This window comes from Allobosea sp. OK403 (assembly GCF_900113835.1).
GTDB lineage: Bacteria > Pseudomonadota > Alphaproteobacteria > Rhizobiales > Beijerinckiaceae > Allobosea.
Map to the genome: position 1 here is coordinate 100,340 of NZ_FOQV01000010.1, position 18,721 is coordinate 119,060.

Consider the following 18,721-nt stretch of genomic DNA (forward strand, 5'->3'; position numbering starts at 1 on the left):
CAACTCCTAGGCGGCGGCAACAGCTGCCTCTTCATAGCGCGACACATGCCCCGCCGCCGCGCGCAGATCTGCAAGCCCCGCTTCCGCGGAAACGCAATGCTCGGCGAGATGGCGGCGGAACAGGCGCGCACCGCGCTGGCCCGGGAACAGCCCAACGAGATGGCGCGTGAAGGCATGCAATCGCCCGCCCCGCTCCAGATGCGCCGCGATATGCGGCTCCAGCGCTTCCAGCATGGCGAAGGCATCCGCGACCGGCGCGGCCTCGCCGAAGAGCAGCGGATCGACCTGGAGCAGGATCTCGGGGTTCTGATAAGCCTCGCGGCCGATCATGACGCCGTCGAGACGGACGAGATGGCCGCTCCACTCCTCAGGCGCGCGGATGCCGCCATTGATGGTGACGACGAGGTCGGGATTGGCGTCCTTCAGCCTGTAGGCGCGCTCATAGTCGAGCGGCGGCACCTCGCGGTTCTCCTTCGGCGAGAGCCCCTGGAGCCAGGCCTTGCGGGCATGGACGGTCAAGGCGTCGACGCCGGCTGCGCGCACCGCCGCGGTCAGCGCATCGAGCGCCGCTTCCGGATCCTGATCGTCGACGCCGATGCGGCATTTCACCGTCACGGGGATGGAGACGGCGGCCTTCATCGCCGCGACGCAATCGCCCACGAGGTCGGGCTCGCGCATCAGGCAGGCCCCGAAGGCGCCGCCCTGGACACGGTCCGAAGGGCAGCCGCAATTCAGGTTGATCTCGTCATAGCCGAAATCGGCGCCGATCCGGGCCGCTTCAGCCAGCAGGACGGGATCATTACCGCCGAGCTGGAGCGCGACCGGATGCTCGAAGGCGTCGAAACCGATCAGGCGCTGGCGATCGCCCCGGATCACGGCCTGCGCCGTCACCATCTCGGTATAGAGCCGGGCGCGACGCGACATCAGGCGATGGATGATGCGGCAATGCCGATCAGTCCAGTCCATCATCGGCGCAACGGAAAATCTATGTGATTGATAGTGCTGCATTTCATCCAGGTAAGAGCGATGCAAGTCATGCTTGGCGAGCCCTTATACGCGAAACCGGGCGATTTTCGACCGGTTTCGCTGATCGGGTGACTGCTCCGGTGCTTCGCTCGATCTCGACAAGAGGCGTCGGAGGCAGTCCGCGAGATCAAAGCGCTTTGTCAGTAGACGTTCAGCCAAGCCGCAGCGTTAAACCGCCTTTGAGGCAAGGCTGCGATAAATCCGACACGATCGCGCTAGACGCATGTCGGCCGCCCAGCGACCCGTTTTCGGACTATTCTCTCCGCTGTTCAGGCCCGATATCTAAGCTCAGGCGAAGGTCTGCGTAGATCGCTTGTATCTCCGCAGTCTCCTCATCGGTCAGAGCGGCAAACTCCCGTTCACGCGCCCGCTGCGATAGCCGCCCCTCATTCTGCCTCAGGAATCGGAACAGCAGGTCCAGCAACCTGTCCGGCATGTCGATCATCCCCGAGACACGGCCCTTGAACGTGTCGTAAGCCCGAAGGAAAGCGGTCTCCGCCGGCAGGTCGACATCGACCGTACGAGCGACACAGGCAAACAGGAACTCGGCATGCGGGGTCGCGTCGAAATAGCGGTAGAAATCGATCGTGTCGTTCAGCACCTCGACATTGCCGCGATCGACCGGTCGCCAGCGCACATGCGGAAGCAGGCGGCGCGAATAGCTCTCCAGGGTCCGGCGGTAGTCGTCGATCCTGTCGAGGATCACCGCCGAGACGGGAAAGACGAGGCCCGGCGGGTTGAAACCGCGCTCAGCCAGCACGTGATGGATGAGATAGCGGTGCAGGCGGCCGTTCCCATCTTCGAACGGGTGGATGTAGACGAAGCCGAAAGCCAGAATGGCGGCGGCAAGCACCGGATCAAGCGCCCGGGCCGCGCCCCTGTCGAAAGCGGTCAGTCCTGCGACCAGCTCAGGCAGATCCTGATGCCGTGCGCTGATATGGTCAGGAATGGGCGCGCCCGTTTCGCGCTCATGCTCGCCGACGAAGCCGCCATCCTGACGCAGCCCCAAATGGACGAAGCGCGCATCGCCGATGACGATACGCTGCAGCCGCTCCAGCTCGTCGCGGTCGATCGCTCGGCGACCCGCTTCCGCGATGACTTGGCCCCAGCGCTGGATTCGGTCCTGCGGCGGGTCTTCCCCTTCGATCTGGAAGCTCGATCGTGAATCCTTGAACAGCAGGAAGGCCGCCGTCCGCGCAAGCAGATCCGCCGGCACTTCCGCAGCAAGGCGGCGGGCCTCGCCGGCCAGATCGCGGGCGACGAACGCCTCCAGCGCCGGTGTCCGGAAGATCATCGGGCAGAAGCCGGACGTGCCCGGCAGGTTGTTCTTCACGCGATGACGCGTGGAGGCCGTACCCTCGATCGCCCATTGCAACTTCGGATCGACGATCAGGGCGTAAGCCCCCTGCCCCGCATCCGGCAGATCGAGCCGCTCCTCCAACAGCCATTCATAGAGAAACCACACCCGCCGGGCATAGGCACCAGTCGGAGCGGCCCGCACCATGCTGATAATCGCATCGGGGCCGGTGGCACGAAACAGTGCCTTCAGCACGGCCAAGTCCAGCCCTTCATAACGCAGGGCGAAGGTCAGGTGCCCCACGAGATCGGCACCCGGCGCATGACGGGGCGTATAGATGCGCCAGCCATCGTCCTGGTAGACCTTATGGCGAGGGCCGATCGCCGCCAGGGTGAGCGGGATTGGAGCCGCCAGATCGTACGCTTCGATCAGAGCCGCGTAGCCGACAGGCGTGGCCTCTTCCGGCAAGCGTCTGCCGTGAAAAACCGTCACGGCGCCTGAAAATGGCTTCCACCGCCCCTTCTGCATGAATTTCAATATCGATCCATGAAAACTGATTTCTGTGAGATATTTTCATGAAATTTGATAACTCGCAACCACAAACCACTCGAAACGAATCCTCGCCGTGAATTTCGATCACGAGCCTGGCGCCCACCTCGTGTCGGTCTTTTGAAAAGACCCGCATAGGTTCGCGCAAAGCAGGTTAGGCAAGGGTGGCAGCCCGCACCGCCTGGCGACCAATCGGCGTGTCAATCGCGCAAAGGAAAATGAAACAGAACGGAACGTGTTGCGTACGAACCTTCCAGATGATGGCCCGTAAAGCGATCCGCCCCGTCCATCATCGGCGCCACGGAAAATCTATGTACTTGAGGTCCTGCATTTTTCTCTTGCAAGTCAGTGCATATCTGGCGCTTCGCGTGCCACCGGGGCCGAGCGCCGACTTGATCGTGGTGAGGCTCCGCACGCGTCACACATCGCGGCTGGACACATGCGAGGCACTCATCGACCTTCATATCGGCGACATCTGCGACCTCGGCAAGGCTCCTCTGCACTCCAAAGCCGCCACGCCTGAATGGCTCAAGCGGCGGCTGGGTCCGTTGCGGAGCACTTTCCCCGCGAGGCCCGTGTGCTATTCAGCCATCTCACGGATCGGCGCAGAGCACGCGGGAGGAGCGTGGGCCTTCGTGCTTGAGGATCTCGGCATGAATGCGTTCGCGAAACTCGCGCCATGTCGTGATGCACTTTCCGCAGGCATGGCAGCGGATGACGCAGCTCTCGGTCAATGGCGAAGGCAAATCGACGGATGGAGAGCCGCATGCCTCGCATCCAAAATGTCTTCCGGAATCGATTTCCATCAGTCCAGCTCCGAGACGACCCGGCCGAACAACGGCTCAGCTCGAAGCAGCAAATAATGTGCCAAATCTATCCGCCGTAACGGGGGGTCAAAGCTTCGCCCCGACATGGCCGAACTTATCCGCAGGTGATGAAAAATCAGACACTTGGAACGGATTCTGGGGTGCTGCGCTGGAACAGCTACGTCAGATCAAGCAAAGCGCGTCCGCAACAGCTGATGCCACGTCTCCATTCGCCGGCGCAGGCGCTTGTTGAAGCCCAGTACGGGCTCATCGACAAACCATGTGAAGACCAGCCCTGCGAACAGGCTGATGCCCACGAAAGCGACGAACCAGAGGCTCAGGGCCATCGGGCCCAGCGCCGCGAAACCGACCACGCCGGTTGCGACGAGCGTATACAAGATCGGGACATGGACGAGATACAGGCCAAAGGAGATCCGGCCGAGGAACAGCGGGACGGCCGAACCGAACAGCGATTTGAGCCTGTTGCACGCCAGAAGGTCGAAGACCACCGCCGTCGCGGCCAACCCCTCGATCATGGTCTCGGCTTTCTGAAACGGACCACCGCCCAGCAGAGCGATGAGCGAGGCGCCACTGCCCAGCACCAGGCCTGCCCAGAACAGCCGCCCGGCCGGAAGATTGGGCAGCTTTCCGGCCGCCCAGCCTTCGCGCAGCAGCGCGCCGAGGATGAAAGCGCAATAGTGATGGCGTTGCAGCGCGATGAAGAGCACGCCCGTGGCGACAAGCACGGCGATGCGAACCCGCCCCCGCGAGACCGCGAAGATGGCGTAGAGCAGCAGCGAGCCGATCAGCTCGATCCGCATCGTCCAAAGCACATTGTTGAACTGCGATCCTCCCGTCAGGAAGTTGTCCAGCAGCCCGTCACGCAATGCGGTGAGCAGGGGCGGGATCGGGTCCTGATAGGTCCATTTGAACCACCAGCTCGGTGAGATCGCGTCGAGCCGGCGGACGGCGTCCGGCAGAGCCCGCAGCAGGAGCCAGGCCAGAAGCACGCTTGCGGCCGCCGGCAAGGCGAGACGCAGATAGCGCAGCAAGGCGCTGACCAGGAGCGGCTGGCGGCGGCCGGCGGCGGAGTTGGCAATGACGAAACCGCTCAACACGAAGAAGATCGCGACGGCGAAGGAGCCGCTGAACAGGAACCGGAGAACCACCTCGCCCGGCCGCGTGAGGGTCGTCGCATCAGGATCGGTCGCTGACGGCACGAAGGCGCAGACGAAATGATAGATCACCACGCTGAAAGCCGCGACGCCACGCAGACCGTCGAGCTGATTCAGCCGCGCGTCATGGCTAGAGCAGGATGCGAAAAAATGGGCACCGGTTTTTCGCATTGATCCTGCTCCAACTCTTACATGAGAGACGGATTCAGATTTCAGATGGGATCACTTTGTGACCCCCATCTGAAATCTGAATCCGTCTCTCGGCATCGCGCTGCCTCCTGCGCGGCACCAGAGCGTTTTCGAGCGAAGCGGATACCGGTTCGCGTGAAGAAAACGCGTTAAGACAAGGATCTGGAGCAATTGAGCGATCCAGCTGGATCGGACATTGCTCCAGGCAATACGACATCAAACCTGCTCCAGCGGCATCTGCCAGTTCTGGTCCCTGCCGGCGAATTCACAATATCTGGGATGGTCGAACCGATGCAGCACAAAGGTTTTGACGTGCCAGTGGTCCCGATAGGCGCGCTTTGTCTCGAGACCATGGATCTGCGCGATCTTCATTGCGGCATGAGCATCGTTGAACTCCCGGATGGCAAGAAGCTCGCCGATGAATTCGCAATGCAGTTCGTCATCGTCGCCGACGATATCGTCGAAGTAGAAGATCGGCCGCGGCAGGAAGCGCTGATGGGGCGCGTCACAGATCGCCAGCGCCTTCGTCGTCGATGAGTAATAATCCATGTCGAAGGAGATAAATCCGATCGGCGCGGCCTTCATTGTGTTCAGGAATGTCTGGACGCCCGCCTGCACGTCGTCGATCACCAAGGTCGCATGATCGAGACGGCTCTGAAGCAGGGCGAAATCCATCTTGAACTGGCCTGCGGACCAGATGAACGGCGCATCGCGATAGTCGACGGCAGGCGGCATGCCCTGGCCGGTGTCGAAGCCATAGACACTGATCGTCAGGCCCATGCTGCGACCGATTTCGGTCGCGATCCTTTCCATGGCGATCAGGCCGTTGCCGCCGGCGACGCCAAATTCGATGGCGCTGAACCCATCATAGCCCAGCGCTTTCGCCTGGCGTGCCGCAAGGTAGATGCCATAGGCGAATTGCGGGCGTGGAAAGGCGTCGCAGCGGATCTTTTCCTCCAGAAAGGGCGTCAGCCGCAACAGCCGGCGATAGAGGGCACGCGCGATCCGGGCTGGTCCGTAACGGATCATCGAGGGAACTCCGTGGCGGTCAGGGACGCAAGCGACATGGGTCAGATCCGCGACATCGCTCAGATCCGCTCGGAAGACAGCAGCGCAAGACATCCGATGGCCGGGATGCGCGCCATAACCGGCAGCCGCCCGAGCAGCCCGCTCAAACGGGTGAGATCCTGGGAAGGCAAAGCCCTCAACCAGCGCACGCACAGGCTGTAGACGAGCGCGCCCGAAATCAGCGCCGTGGGAAGCGAAAGCAGGGGATTTGCGATCAATCTCACGCAGAGATGAGCAGCAACAGCGCAGCACGCGGCGGCGAGGAAGATCTTTGCGATGGAAAGCAGCGGTATCGGGCAAGCCAGCCGGCGCCAGATGAACCAGGAACCGAACGCCACCATGAAGATATGGATCCCGGCCCGCGCCCAGGCGCCACCCTCGAGCCCGTAGACGGGGATCACGATCGCATAGGCGGCGACGGACAGTATCGCGCCGGCGATGCCGCTGAAAAAAACGAAATCGCTCCGTTCGCGCGCATAGATCATCTGCGAGCCTACGGCGCCGCTGGCACCAAACGCCGCGCCGGCGACGAGAATGCTGGCCGAGGGAATGGCGGCCACAAAGGCGGGGCCATAGACGAGCGGGAGCAGAGCGGGAAGGATTGCAGCCAGGCCAAGGCAGATCGGGAACAGCAGGAAGGCCATGACACGCGTCGCCGTCGCATAGCTGCTGTTGAGCTGTTGCAGCGAGTTTTCGGCGATGCGCTCCGAGAAATAGGGCAGAAGCCCTCCCGTCAACAGAAGAGGCCCCTGGGAGGCGAGATTGGAGAAGGTGAGCCCCGCCGTGTAGAGCGCCACCGCCTCGGAGCCGTGATAGCGCGCCAGGAAGAAGATCTCGAGGCGCGACCAGACCATCGCGACGGTGAGCGCGCCGGCCCAGGAGTAGAGGGCGAATTTCAGAACCCGCCCCCGCAGCGCCGGGCCGATCCGGCCATGGAGCAGCTCTCTGCGCAGGATCATCGCGATCGGCAGCAGATTGCCGGCGCAATAGCCCAGCAGCGCCCCGCCGGCTCCGCCCAGGACGGCGCCTGCGGCAACGGCCATGAGCTGCACGACAAGAGAGGACAATGTCAGCCTGGCCGCCTTGTCGAAACGCTGGAAGCCACGCAGCAGGCCGAGCCCGAAACTGCTGACGAGCTGGCTGGTGAAGAGCAGCCCGATCAGCCACCACATCCGCGGCGGCAGCGCTGCACCGGGCTCGTCAATCGCCGTGCCGCCGCGCCAGACGAAGACGGCCAGGCCCAGCGCCGCCAGGATCAGGCAGGGACGCAGGAGAAAGGCCGCCAGCCCCCATGCCGCATGGTCGTCACCCCGAGCAGTCAGCTCCGGCAGATAGCGGGTCAGGGACTGATAGATGCCGAAATCGGCAAACGTCACGGCGAGCGTCGCAATCCACAAGGCATAGGCGACCGTGCCTGCCTCAGAGGGTCCGAGCAGCCGTGAGACGAGCACCATGCTGAGCAGGCTGCTCAGGGCCGTGCCGATGCCCGCCACAGTGCTGAACAGGGAGTTGCGCGCGAAGCGGTCCGACATACGCGCCTACTTTCTCGGGCCGGTATCGAGCGACATCTCGCCCGTGGCGCAGGCAGGGCTCGATGTTTCGATCGCAGTTCCCTGCCAGCCGAGCGCCCGGCGATAGACCTGCACCGTTTCCTCCGCCACCCGGCTGACGTCGAGCCAGGCGAGATTCTCGCCCGCGGCCTTGCGCCAGCGCGCCAGAAGATCGGGGGAGGACAACAGGGTCGACAGGGCCTCGGCCAATGCGGATGGATCGCCCGGCGGCACCAGGAGGCCGGCACGCCCCTCCTCCAGAACCTCCGGGATGCCGCCGACATTGCTGCCGACCACCGCGCAGCCCGCCTCGCGGGCTTCCGCGATCACCAGCCCGAAGGGTTCGCTGCGCGAGGCCAGCACGAAGATGTCGGCGCCCGAAAAATAGGGCCGCGGATCCGCGATGAAGCCAGCAAAATTGATACGCTCGGCAAGGCCGCTGTCCTGCGCCCGCTCTTCGAACACCGCGCGGTCGGGACCGTCTCCGACGATGTAGAGCGCTGCCCCGGGATAATGCGGCGCCAGCAGGACAAAGGCGTCAATCAGGTCGGAGATTCCCTTGCGGGCATAAAGCCCGGCAACCGTGAGAATGGCGGGATGCGCCAATCCGGCCTCCGCCATCGCGGCCTTGCGCGGGCGGCGCGGCGAGTTCAACGGCCCGTTGCGCACCACATCGATCTTGTCCGCCGGAATGCCCCGGACGGCCATCTGCGCCGCCACAGCTGCGCTCACCGCGATGACGCGGTCGCCCGCCCCCATCATGATGGCGCTGCGCTGCCATTCATTGTGAACCGTGGTGATGAGCCGCCACCGGCTCCGGCCCCGAACAAGGCGGCCGAGGAGTGCTCCGGTCATCATATGGGCGTGCACGACGTCGGGGCGCCAGCGGCGCAGGAGCCGATGCAGGCTCCAGGCGGCGCGTGGCAGGGTCCAGACGGCCCGCCAGTTCTGCGGCAGCAGGATGTGCTCGACGCCATATCGTTCGAGAAGCTCGACATAGGAGCCGCCGGCGCTGGCAAAGGCGACGTCGTGCCCGGCGCTCGCCTGGCTGCACGCGATGTCGACGGCGACATTCATGATGCCGTTGCCGATCTCGTGGCAGTGATTGGCAAGGTGCAGGATCCTCATGGCCCGCCCCCGAGAGCCATGCCGGGGGCGCGATCGATCGAGGTTTCTCGCCTGAAGCGACGCCGAAGCGCCGCCCCGCGGAATCTGAGCGCCCGGGCCGTGTGCGCAGCCTCGATCACGAGGAGACCGGCCCATCCCAGCCGGGGGAAGGCGCGCCTCACCGCGCCCTCGCGCCAGAGGCTGTCGCGGATGCGGGCCAGCGGCCCGATCGCCCCGGCCTGCGCGAACTGCGCGACATGGTCGCTGCGTCCGAAGTCGCGCGAGCGGTCGTTCAGGCTGAGCGCGGCGACGGCGGCGCGATCCGGCCAGACGACGGCACGCTTGAAGCGACGCCAGCCCAGCGCCGCCCGGCCCGCGACATGCGGCAGCGCCATCTCATCCAGCGCGTCGATATAGGCCAGCGCGCCGGCAAACAGGCCCGGCCCATCGGGAGCGATCCGCGCTTGCCAGCCTTCGACCTCCAGATTCGAGCGGAGGTCGCCACCAGCCTTGCTGCCTTCAAAGACGCGCGCGCTCGGCAGGTCCGGCTCGAGAGCGGCTTCGATCAGATGCCAGAAGCGCAGGCCCGCCGTCGGCGCATGCCAGGGCAGGTAGACGTCGCTTTCGATGCTGAGCCCGCGCGTATGGGCAAAATGCGGTGTCGCGAGGTTCTTGTAGTTGGCGCGCGCGAACTGGAGACAATACCATTTGCGCTCCGGCATGCCCTCGCGAAGCAGGCGCACGGTGCTGCCGTACAGCCCGGTATCGCAAAGGATGACGCGGCCTCGCCCTTGCGTCCTGCTGGCGAGATGGTCGCGAAAGCTCGCATCCTGGCTGGCGACCGCCTGCCTCAACGCCATCGCCCCGTCATCTGTCGCGGCAAGCAGGCTGCGGAAGCGCTCGCCTTCGAAGGCTGCGTCCCATTCCAGGGACAGGGCGATATCACCGCGCTGGGTCAGGGCGACGGCAACCTCCCTCATCGGGCGTCCCGCGAATTCGCGGCCGAGTTCCGACAGCAATCCGTCGCCGGGCCGTTCGATGGCCGTTCGTGCCGCAATCAGCCGCGAAATCATCAGATTGTCATGCGCCATGGCGGCCGGCAGGCCGGTCCGGGCCAGGAAACGCTCATAGAGCCTCTGAAGCCGCAATCCACCGCGCGCGCAAAACAGCAACGTCGTGTCGTCGGCGTCGGCGAAGAAGCGCTGGAACAGCCAGAGCCGCAGGCAGAATTCGGCCAGGATCGGTCCCAGCGCCTCGTAGCCGAAGGCTTGCCGCTCCGCGGAAGCGAGATCGCCGCTGCCGATCGCGGTCATGCGCTCTTGCTTTCAAGCGCCTCGGACAGGCCTGGCGGGTGCATGATCGCCTGAAGTCGGCCGAGAAGGGCGTCGAATTTCCGCCGCGCCCGGACATAACGTGGCCGCACGACCCGCCAGGGCCGCAATTTCGCGGCGCGCGCCATGGCGATATCGGCGACCGGATCATCGCCGATATGGAGCATCTGTCCAGGCTCGAGGCCCTCTTGCCTCAGGACTGCATGAAACAAGGCGCCCGAGCGCTTGGTCGCGTCATGGTCTGCGCTGGTGTGCACGGCATCGATCGGATGGTCGGGCGCGAGTTGACCGAGCAACTGCGAGATGGTCGCGGCTGTGTGATAGGTGTCGCTTATCGCGATGATGCGGCAGCCTGTCCGCGCGCGCTGCGCCTTCAGCCAGTCGAACAGGGCCGTGTGCGGCGTCAGCTGCACCCGCTCCACGGCGAGCTCCGCCTCATGCAGAATGGTGCCGCCGGCCTTGTCGAGCGCGAGCAGGCGCGCCGTTGCGTCGATGACGTCCTGGAACCTGATGTCGCCGTTGGGGCGCCCCATGGCCTGGGCCGCATAGGCCTCGCGCTGCACCTCCATGCGGATGCGCCATATCGTCCCCGGAGCCCTAGCGATTCCGCGCTCCGCAGCCAGCCGCGACGATGAAAGAGCGGCGATATCGCGGAGTCTGCGAAACTGGGAACGGTGGTCGCGATGCAGAAGCGTGTCGAAGACGTCGCAGGATAACACCGTGTCTGGGGTGGGCTCCGAGGGAAACATCCGCATCCAATCCACGCACGAGACATGTCACCTCAAGACTGAAACGACCGCTTTACAGGTCGCGGACTTGAGGCCGGCAGTTGATCAGGCAGCCTCTCCATACAAAAACTGTGCCATCGCCTTGCGCGAAAATTCCAGAGCATGACGTAGCGTCGGAAAAGAATTGGCGCGCGACTGTGAGCGATTTTGCCTGGCGGCACGGAACTTGCGAACCAGTGTCTCCAAGACGTGGCCTCGCTCGGCCGCGCCGAAAGCTGTCAGCAAACGAGGTCGATCCAGCGTCGCGTTTCGCAGAGCGCGTCGCGATGGCGGCCAGGGAGCCGTGACGCAAGCGATGTCGTTCGAATGGATCGGAGCAGCCACCCTTGTCGCAGGCATCGTCTGCCTGTTCGACGGGCGTCGTTTCGCCATCATCGCGCTGGTGCTTTCGACCCTTCTGGGCGCCGCAACGGCGTCGGTGCTGACGTTCCTGGGTTCGGCGAACCTGCCGCCTTCCCATCTCCTGTTCGGCTTCGTCGTGCTGATTGCCGCGCGGCGCCGCTTCCTGGGTCGCGTGCTTGCGTCATATGCCTGGCCCAACCCAGGCTGGTGGCTGCTGTGCACGCTGATCTACGCACTCATCGTGACGCTGTTCATGCCACGCATTCTGGCCGGCTGGACCGACGTCTTCACCATCGCACGCACCGATAGCGGCGAGAGCGGGCTGCTGCTCACGCCGCTCGGCCCGGTCAGCGGCAATGTCACCCAGACCGTTTATTTCATCGGCGACGTCGTGTGTTTCGGCATCTTCCAGGCCTTCGCCGGCGACCGTGACGGAAAGCGCTGGCTCGCCGGCGCTTTCATCGCCTGCGGCTTCGTCGACATCCTGTTCGCCGCGCTCGATTATCTGACCTACTACACCCAGACGGCGGACTATCTGTTCTTCATGCGCAACGCCACCTATCGCATGCTCGATACGGCGGAGGTGGTCGGCGTCAAGCGGCTGGTCGGTTCCTTTCCGGAAGCCTCGGCCTTCGCCACCGCGACACTGACGCTGTTTGCGTTCTCGTCCACTCTCTGGCTGAACGGCTACCAGCCCCGCACGACAGGCCCCCTCGCCTTGCTGCTGTTGGCCACTCTGATCCTGTCCACCTCCGCGACAGCCTATGTCAGCCTCACGCTCTATCTGGCCATCGTCTACCTCGTGAACGGCTGGGCCGCGCTCTCGGGGCGCCAAGGCAAAACGCGCTACGGCGTCCTGGCACTCGGGCCGATCCTGCTCGGGCTCGGCATCGGCGCGGTTCTGCTCGACGCGAAGCTCAGCTCCGGAATCCAGGATCTCCTGGATCAACTCATCTTTCAGAAGGGCGGCACCGACTCGGCAGCCGAACGCGGCAGCTGGAACAGCCAGGCTTTGGTCAATTTCATCGACAGCTACGGCATCGGTATCGGCATCGGCAGCGCGCGCGCGTCCAATTTCCTGCTCGCGGCGCTGGCAAATATCGGCATCGTCGGCACATTCGCCTATGGCGCGTTCATTCTCGGCTGCCTGCGCGCGCCTTCCTCGGAACGTGACGAGACCTCGCGAACGATCCGCAGCGCAGCCGCCTTCGCCTGCCTGTCGCTGGTCATCAGCGGCAGCCTGGCGGGAACCACGATAGATCTGGGGCTGCTGTTCTTCATCTGTGCCGGCCTGGCAACGTCGTCCACCTCTGTCGGCGTTCCCGCGACGCCCACCGGCGCCCCAATCAGGCGCGCCCACGCGCCGCAAGGGCAAAAGAGCTTCCCGCCGCCAGCTTTCAACGGCGGGTCCAAGGCGATGCCGTTATGAGAAAGCGACATCATTGCAGGATGGTCCGGCCGTGACGCGCGACAGCAGAGACCCTTTGCGCCTCCAGGAACCGACGCGCCGGGGCTATCTCGGCCTGGCCGGCGCGTTCGCACTCGCCCCGATCGAAACCATCGTATCGGGCAATGCGCAGGCCCAGGCCGTGGCGGAGCCGAGCCTGCAATTGCTCTCCCCCGGCCCGACGGGAATCGCGACTTATAACCAGGTCGCGGGTCCAAAGGCCTATACCCATCGCATCGACGATGCCGCGATGGGTGTCGATGCAGCCCCGACGGCCTTTTCCGGCGTGGTGCGCGGGTTGCGCAGCGTGGCTATCGTCATTGCCGGGCGCTGGGTCGTGGTCACACCAGAGAGCGACGGCCGGTTCAGCGCCATCATCGACCTGTCGGCCGCATCGGCAGGGCCCCTTGTCGTCGACGTTTACGGCTGGGACACCCCGCCCGACTCGAACCGGTACAAGGTCGCTCTCAATCTACGCGTTCATCTGTTCGTACAGGGCGGGACGAATGCAACCCCGCCCGTGGAAAGGGCAGCCGGCCATATCGCCCATGCCCGCAGGCTCATCTGGGAAGACCGCTTCGAGCAGCTCTCGCCACAGATCTGGCATGCAGGCCCCAAACCCGACGGGCAGGAATATGGTGCCGCGGCGCTGCTCGGCTATGCCTCGCCGGAGGCCAACCCCTATGCCGTGAGGGGCGGTTTTCTGCGCATCCGCGCCTCCTATCTGCCAGACCGCCGGGATCCGGCGGGCTATGGCCGGCAATGGGTCACAGGGCATCTCTCGACGGGCTTTCCCGACGGATCGAGCAGCGGCGCCTTCCGCAAGGGGTATTTCGAAGCGCGCATGATGCTGCCGGCCGGGCCGGGATGCTGGCCCTCCTTCTGGCTGCTCGACCAGCATGGCATCCTCCACAGCAAGGCCGAGGGCGCGGTCGAGGTCGACGTGATCGAAGGCTACGGTCACTCGACGACATCCTATGTCGCCACCGAACATGATTGGCCGCCGCCATCGGCAAACGGGGCCGGCTATCGGCGCTTGCAGAAGAACATCACCGACCTGCCCGATTATTCGCTCGCCTTTCACGACTACGGCGTCGAGATCACCGATAGCGAGATGATCTTCTGTTTCGACGGAGTCGAAAAGTTTCGCGCCGAACTGTATCGCCAGCAGACTGTCTCACCCTTCTTCATGATGCTGACCTTGGCGATGAGCCATGACTGGCCGATCACCGTGCCGCCCTCGACCTATTACGATCTCTGGATCGACCACGTCAGGGTCTATGAGTGAGGCCTTTGGAAAAGGCCCTTGGAATGAGGTCCTGGGAATAAGGCCCTTGGCGGGCGAGACCCTGGCCGGCTAATCCGGACGGCGCGCTAGAGCATTGTCTTCACGCGAACCGGTGTCCACTTCGCCCGAAAATGCTCTATTTTCGCGCGGTGATGTAGGCGTAGCTCGCAAACATTCGCCAGTCGCGCCGCTCGATCAGTCGGTCGAAGGCCTTGGCGAGGTGACGAAGAACCGGGATTGCCGGGAAATAGGGCGTTCCAAAGAACGGGACGACGCAGACGTCGCGAAAGCCGATCTCATGCAGCATCGGCGCCAGCGCCTCTTCGCTTGCCCGGCAGGCATCGTAGAAGGCCGGGAATTTCGGGATCTCGTCGGGATTGCGCGTGCTGTCGATAAGCCGCAGGACGCGGCTGGCAAGCGCCTCCGGAATCAGCCGGTTGATGACGAAAGGCGGCGAGTACAGCGTCGGCACGAAGGCAAAGCCCACCCCGCCGGAGCCCAGCATCTGATAGACGTTCGACCACGCCTTTCGGGCGTCACTGACATGCTCGAACACCATGCGCGAGAAGATCAGGTCGAACGGTCCCGGCTGCACCGCGAGCTTGCCGAGGTCGGCGGTAATATCAAGAACGAGACGGTCGAACTCGCCGGGAGCGTGCTGAAGTTCGCGCGCGTCCAGGTCGTTGACGGTCAGCTTGAAGCCGAGTTCGCGAGCCTCCCCAACCGAGAAGAATGGGTGGCGTCCGCCGCCGATCTCGAGAACCGTCCGCGCCGGCATCGCTTCAATGATGCGCCGCAGCGTCGGCTTGAGCGCGGTCCAGGAATTCTCGGAGCGGCGGACAATCTGATCTTCGCCGACCAAGGCACGAAGCTGGTTCGCCGGCGCCGCTGCGGAGGCGACCATGGTGTTGATCTCAAGGCTCGCGGGGCTGATCACTGTCTTTACTCACTGTTGCGGAGGGCCACCGCCCGCGGTTGATCGGAGTTCAGAGACGCCGTCTTGCGACGGCCGTTCAGTCGATACGATCCCGGCCAGCGCCGGCTCCAGAAGAATGCGGGAGCCGGTCTTTCGCAGGAATTCCGCTCCCAATTTTTGACGGGAGCCGTTCAGCGAACGGCTCTCAGACAAGCACGATCGCCTCCTTGGGCGTATCCTGATGGCGTCGCGCGCCGGCCTGCGTAAGCGCGGCCGCGTCGATGATGCCGGCGAGATGAGCGCGCATCTTCGTATCGAAGACACGAGACGAAAAATTGCGGGCATGAGCTGCGATCTGTGCCGGCTTTAGCGTGAGCCGCTCAAGCCGCTCCACCGCATCTATGATCGCCGCGACGCTCTGTTCCTCAAAGAATACGCCGGTGACGCCGTCCAAGACGGTCTCGGTCGCTCCGCCGCGCCCGAAGGCGATGACGGGCCGGCCGCTGGCCATGGCCTCGACCGGCACGATGCCGAAATCCTCCTCCCCCGGGAAGACCAATGCGCGGCAGCGCGCATAATGATGCCTGAGCACGGCGAAAGGCTGCGGGCCGAGAATGGAAATATTGGGCTTGGCGATCTTGTGCAGTTCCGCCAGGCCTTCGCCGCCACCGATGACGACGAGCTTGCGACCGGTCTCGTTGAAAGCCTGAACGGCGAGATCGGCGCGCTTGTAGCCGACCAGTTCGCCGACCATCAGGTAGTAGTCCCCGACCTCGTCGTCGCCCAAGACCTCGAACGCGTCGACATCGACAGGCGGGTAGATCACATGCGACCCGCGCCGATAATAGCGCTGCAGCCGGGCGGCCACCGTCTCGGAGTTGGCGATGTAGTGATCGACGCGGTTGGCCGAGAGCGCGTCCCAGCTTCGGATATAATGCGCCAGTAACGGCATGACGGCGCGCGTGAAGAAGCCCGAGCGCCTGCGGTATTCGTGGAACATGTTCCAGATGTAGCGCATGGGCGAATGACAATAGCAGATGTGGATCGAGCCCGGCGGAGGAATGATGCCCTTGGCCGGGCCGGATTCGCTGCTGATGATCAGGTCGTATCCGCGCAAATCCAGCTGCTCCAATGCCAGGGGCATCAGCGGCAGGTATTTTTGGTAGAAGCGCCGTGCGCGCGGCAGGCCGTTGATGAAGCTGGTCTGGATGCGGTGACGCCTGATCTCCGGCGAGATCGCCTCAGGCACCAGGACATGCGTGAAGATATCGGCGTCGGGATAGATCCGGCACAAAGCTTCGATCACCTTCTCGCCGCCGCGCATGCCGACGAGCCAATAATGGACGATCGCCACCTTCATCGTTCGACGCGCCTCCGATAGGGTCGTGACCCGGTCGACCTGTCGGTGCGACGACGCATCGCCTAGCTCCCGTGCTCGTTGAGCACGACGCCGGCAATGGATGCATTGGCGCATTTGAGCGCGCCGATCATGCCGGCAGCGTCGGGTTGGCTGGTGCGTCCGGCCGCCATGACGATGATGTAGCAGTCGATCATGGAGCCGATGGCCCAGGCATCGGGAAGGCTCTGAAAATCCGGCAGATCGAAAACCACGCGGCTATAATGCTGACGCAGACGCTTGAAGATCTCCTTGCTGGCCGGTGTCTCGAAAAGATCGCTGAAATTGACGGCTTCGAAGTCGTGGCCGATCGGCATGAAAGACAGAAACGGCGCATGCGTCGGCGAGATCGCGCTGCCGAACGCTTCCCCTGCGAAGGCCTGCACGAAGCCGCTGGTCGAGCGTGTCTTCAGATGCGCCGAGAGACGCTGCGTCAGCGTTGCATTGCGCGGATTGGCATCGACCAGCAGCGTCTTGTGCCCGGCGGCGGCGAACGCCATCGCCATGCCATAGGCCGCGACGCTCTTGCCTTCGCCGGCATGACAGGAGGTCACGCCGATGCACTGGACGCTCGGCTGCCCCCCCGTCATTTCGAAGGCCGTCCTGATCGAGCGCAGGTCGCTGGCGGCGGGGACCAAAGGCGACGACGCCATCAGATTGAAGCCCCACTGGTCGAGCCCCGCAAGCTGCGCGCCACGACGCTTCACAGTCACGCTCCGCAGCGAACCGATGTATTCTACGCCCAATTCGCGCTCGATATGGGATCGGCGGCGCACGATCTTGCGGCGCTGGCTGCGCAGCACGGCGAACATGACGCCCCCAAACAGCCCGAGCATGCATGCGAAAGCCAGGATCAGGGAGGTCCTCGGGGCAGAGGCGCCGGTGGGCGCCAAGGCCGCCGATATCACCCGCGCATCAGCGGCCGGAAAGGCCTTGATGTCGATCTTGCCGGTGGCGATCGCCTCGGAAGCGACCAGGCCGTCCAGCCCCAGCTCCTTGATCGGGCGTTCGAACTGGCTGCTGCGTTGCGCATTGTCGATCCGCGCCGCGATCTGACGGCTGAGATAGGCGGCGGTGACGGCGTTGGCGAGCCTGGCGGCCTTGTCGGCATCGGTCGATTGAAACGAGATCTGGAGGACATAGGACTGGCCCAACCGCCTGACATCGAGCTGCTGGTCGAAGGCATTGAGCACCCCCGCATAGGATCCGCTGCGCGGCTCCTTTTCGGAGGAGATCAGCCCGCGCAGCGCGGCCTTGAGCGAGGAGCGTGGGCCGGAGAATTCACTGTCCTGCTCGAGCTTGTGCGCATCGATGACAGGCCGTGAAACCTGCTCGGATTTCAGCAGCTGAATCTGGCTTTCGAGCTGCGCCGTGTCGATCGAGTATTCCCGTTCCGGCGCCTGCCGAAACATGTCGCCCCGGCGCGGATCGAACAGAACGCGCGCGCTTGCGACATAGACGGGCTGCGTCATCAGGATGACCGTCGTTGCGACGGCCAGAGACAGTCCGACGCAGATCGCCACACCCCGCCAATGCTCGCGCAAGGCAGCGGCAAGCTCGAGGTCGCGCACAACCGGCGCAACGGCCCGCGAGCGCGCTTCAATCAATCCGTCAGCTGCGCCGAAATGCAGCATGATCAGATCGCCCGAGCGTCAGGCGGGCAATGAACCCGCTCGTTGCAACCCAGATCACAGGCCAGACGGCCTCGGCCCAGCCCCACGCACATTTATCGGCTCCCATGCTGGAAAAGGACGGCGGGAACCGTACGGATGAGGATCTTCGCATCGAGCAGAAGGCCCCACTCGTTGGCATAGCGGCTGTCGAGGGAGATCCGCTGCGCGTAACTGCAATCGCTACGTCCACTGATCTGCCAGAGCCCCGTCAAACCCGGTTGAACGGAAAAGCAATGCGAGAAACTCTCGCCGTAACGTGCGATTTCGTCAGGAACGATCGGTCTGGGCCCGACAAAGCTCATCTGACCCAGCAGAATATTGAAAACCTGCGGCAGCTCATCGAGGCTGGTCTTGCGCAGAAGACCGCCGATCCGGGTTATCCGCGGATCATGCGTCAGCTTCTGATTCTCGCGCCATTCGCGCGCGGCGCTCGGATTCTGTTCGAGATGCTCTTTCAGCGCCCTGTCGGAATCCATGTTCATCGAGCGAAATTTGAAACAGACGAACTGTCGCCCACCGCGACCAACGCGCACTTGCCGAAACAAGACCGGGCCACCATCAGCGTAGTGGATCATCGCAGCGATGAGCAGCAGCAGCGGAAACAACAGAAAAATCAACGTCAGCGCCGCGGAAAAATCGATGCTCGCTTTAGTTGTATGCTTGAAGAGACTCGCGATTCGCGCCAATATACGATCGCCAAAAGCAACCGGCAGCGAAAGGGCGTGAGACTTGGTCAACTTACTCATGGCGATACGCGACCCTCGCGAGAAGCT

General features: G+C 63.9%; 15 protein-coding genes. 2 read left to right on the top strand and 13 right to left on the bottom strand.

All coding sequences use genetic code 11. The features are described from left to right. Positions 1-6 precede the first annotated feature (6 nt). The 9 genes from dusA to BMZ97_RS25015 all read right to left on the bottom strand — a co-directional run bounded on the left by dusA (position 7) and on the right by BMZ97_RS25015 (position 10,853). On the bottom strand, positions 7-1,008 hold the full coding sequence (dusA, locus tag BMZ97_RS24975; protein WP_092176246.1) for a tRNA dihydrouridine(20/20a) synthase DusA: 1,002 nt from the start codon (positions 1,006-1,008) through the stop codon (positions 7-9). A gap of 271 nt (positions 1,009-1,279) precedes the next feature. Then, positions 1,280-2,851, bottom strand: a complete 1,572-nt coding sequence (locus tag BMZ97_RS24980; RefSeq protein WP_092176462.1) for a Fic family protein — start codon at positions 2,849-2,851, stop codon at positions 1,280-1,282. Positions 2,852-3,465: 614 nt separating this feature from the next. Continuing rightward, entirely contained in the window at positions 3,466-3,678 is a 213-nt protein-coding gene (locus BMZ97_RS30930) for a hypothetical protein (RefSeq protein WP_139221325.1), read from the bottom strand. A gap of 188 nt (positions 3,679-3,866) precedes the next feature. Next, entirely contained in the window at positions 3,867-5,024 is a 1,158-nt protein-coding gene (locus tag BMZ97_RS24990; RefSeq protein ID WP_092176251.1) for an acyltransferase family protein, read from the bottom strand. Positions 5,025-5,258: 234 nt separating this feature from the next. Beyond that, complete coding sequence (locus tag BMZ97_RS24995) at positions 5,259-6,071, bottom strand: hypothetical protein (protein ID WP_092176254.1); 813 nt, start codon at positions 6,069-6,071, stop codon at positions 5,259-5,261. A gap of 59 nt (positions 6,072-6,130) precedes the next feature. Beyond that, complete coding sequence (locus BMZ97_RS25000; protein WP_092176257.1) at positions 6,131-7,642, bottom strand: oligosaccharide flippase family protein; 1,512 nt, start codon at positions 7,640-7,642, stop codon at positions 6,131-6,133. 6 nt (positions 7,643-7,648) lie between these two features. Then, complete coding sequence (locus tag BMZ97_RS25005) at positions 7,649-8,788, bottom strand: glycosyltransferase family 4 protein (protein WP_092176260.1); 1,140 nt, start codon at positions 8,786-8,788, stop codon at positions 7,649-7,651. Further along, positions 8,785-10,080 (bottom strand): glycosyltransferase, encoded by a 1,296-nt coding sequence (locus BMZ97_RS25010; RefSeq protein WP_092176262.1) that lies wholly within the window; start codon positions 10,078-10,080, stop codon positions 8,785-8,787. The genes BMZ97_RS25005 and BMZ97_RS25010 overlap by 4 nt, the downstream gene beginning before the upstream one ends. Further along, positions 10,077-10,853 carry an HAD-IA family hydrolase gene (locus BMZ97_RS25015; RefSeq protein WP_092176265.1) on the bottom strand — a complete coding sequence of 259 codons (777 nt, stop codon included), beginning with the start codon at positions 10,851-10,853 and terminating at the stop codon, positions 10,077-10,079. The genes BMZ97_RS25010 and BMZ97_RS25015 overlap by 4 nt, the downstream gene beginning before the upstream one ends. Before the next feature lie 328 nt (positions 10,854-11,181). Here BMZ97_RS25015 and BMZ97_RS25020 point away from each other — a divergent pair, with 328 nt between their 5' ends. Continuing rightward, positions 11,182-12,657: a hypothetical protein gene (locus tag BMZ97_RS25020; RefSeq protein WP_092176268.1), complete on the top strand. Its 1,476-nt coding sequence runs from the start codon at positions 11,182-11,184 to the stop codon at positions 12,655-12,657. Positions 12,658-12,688: 31 nt separating this feature from the next. Further along, positions 12,689-13,963, top strand: coding sequence for a glycoside hydrolase family 16 protein (locus BMZ97_RS25025; RefSeq protein WP_139221326.1), 1,275 nt, complete (start codon positions 12,689-12,691; stop codon positions 13,961-13,963). A gap of 136 nt (positions 13,964-14,099) precedes the next feature. Here the strand turns inward: BMZ97_RS25025 and BMZ97_RS25030 are convergent, their stop codons facing one another. The 4 genes from BMZ97_RS25030 to BMZ97_RS25045 all read right to left on the bottom strand — a co-directional run bounded on the left by BMZ97_RS25030 (position 14,100) and on the right by BMZ97_RS25045 (position 18,694). Beyond that, positions 14,100-14,900 carry a class I SAM-dependent methyltransferase gene (locus tag BMZ97_RS25030; RefSeq protein WP_175525731.1) on the bottom strand — a complete coding sequence of 267 codons (801 nt, stop codon included), beginning with the start codon at positions 14,898-14,900 and terminating at the stop codon, positions 14,100-14,102. A 184-nt stretch (positions 14,901-15,084) separates the two neighbouring features. Next, the gene (locus tag BMZ97_RS25035; RefSeq protein ID WP_092176276.1) at positions 15,085-16,239 is read right to left on the bottom strand and encodes a glycosyltransferase; all 1,155 of its coding nucleotides are present in this window, start codon (positions 16,237-16,239) and stop codon (positions 15,085-15,087) included. A gap of 62 nt (positions 16,240-16,301) precedes the next feature. Beyond that, on the bottom strand, positions 16,302-17,909 hold the full coding sequence (locus BMZ97_RS25040) for a Wzz/FepE/Etk N-terminal domain-containing protein (protein ID WP_092176278.1): 1,608 nt from the start codon (positions 17,907-17,909) through the stop codon (positions 16,302-16,304). A 92-nt stretch (positions 17,910-18,001) separates the two neighbouring features. Next, complete coding sequence (locus BMZ97_RS25045) at positions 18,002-18,694, bottom strand: sugar transferase (RefSeq protein WP_092176281.1); 693 nt, start codon at positions 18,692-18,694, stop codon at positions 18,002-18,004. Positions 18,695-18,721 lie beyond the last annotated feature (27 nt).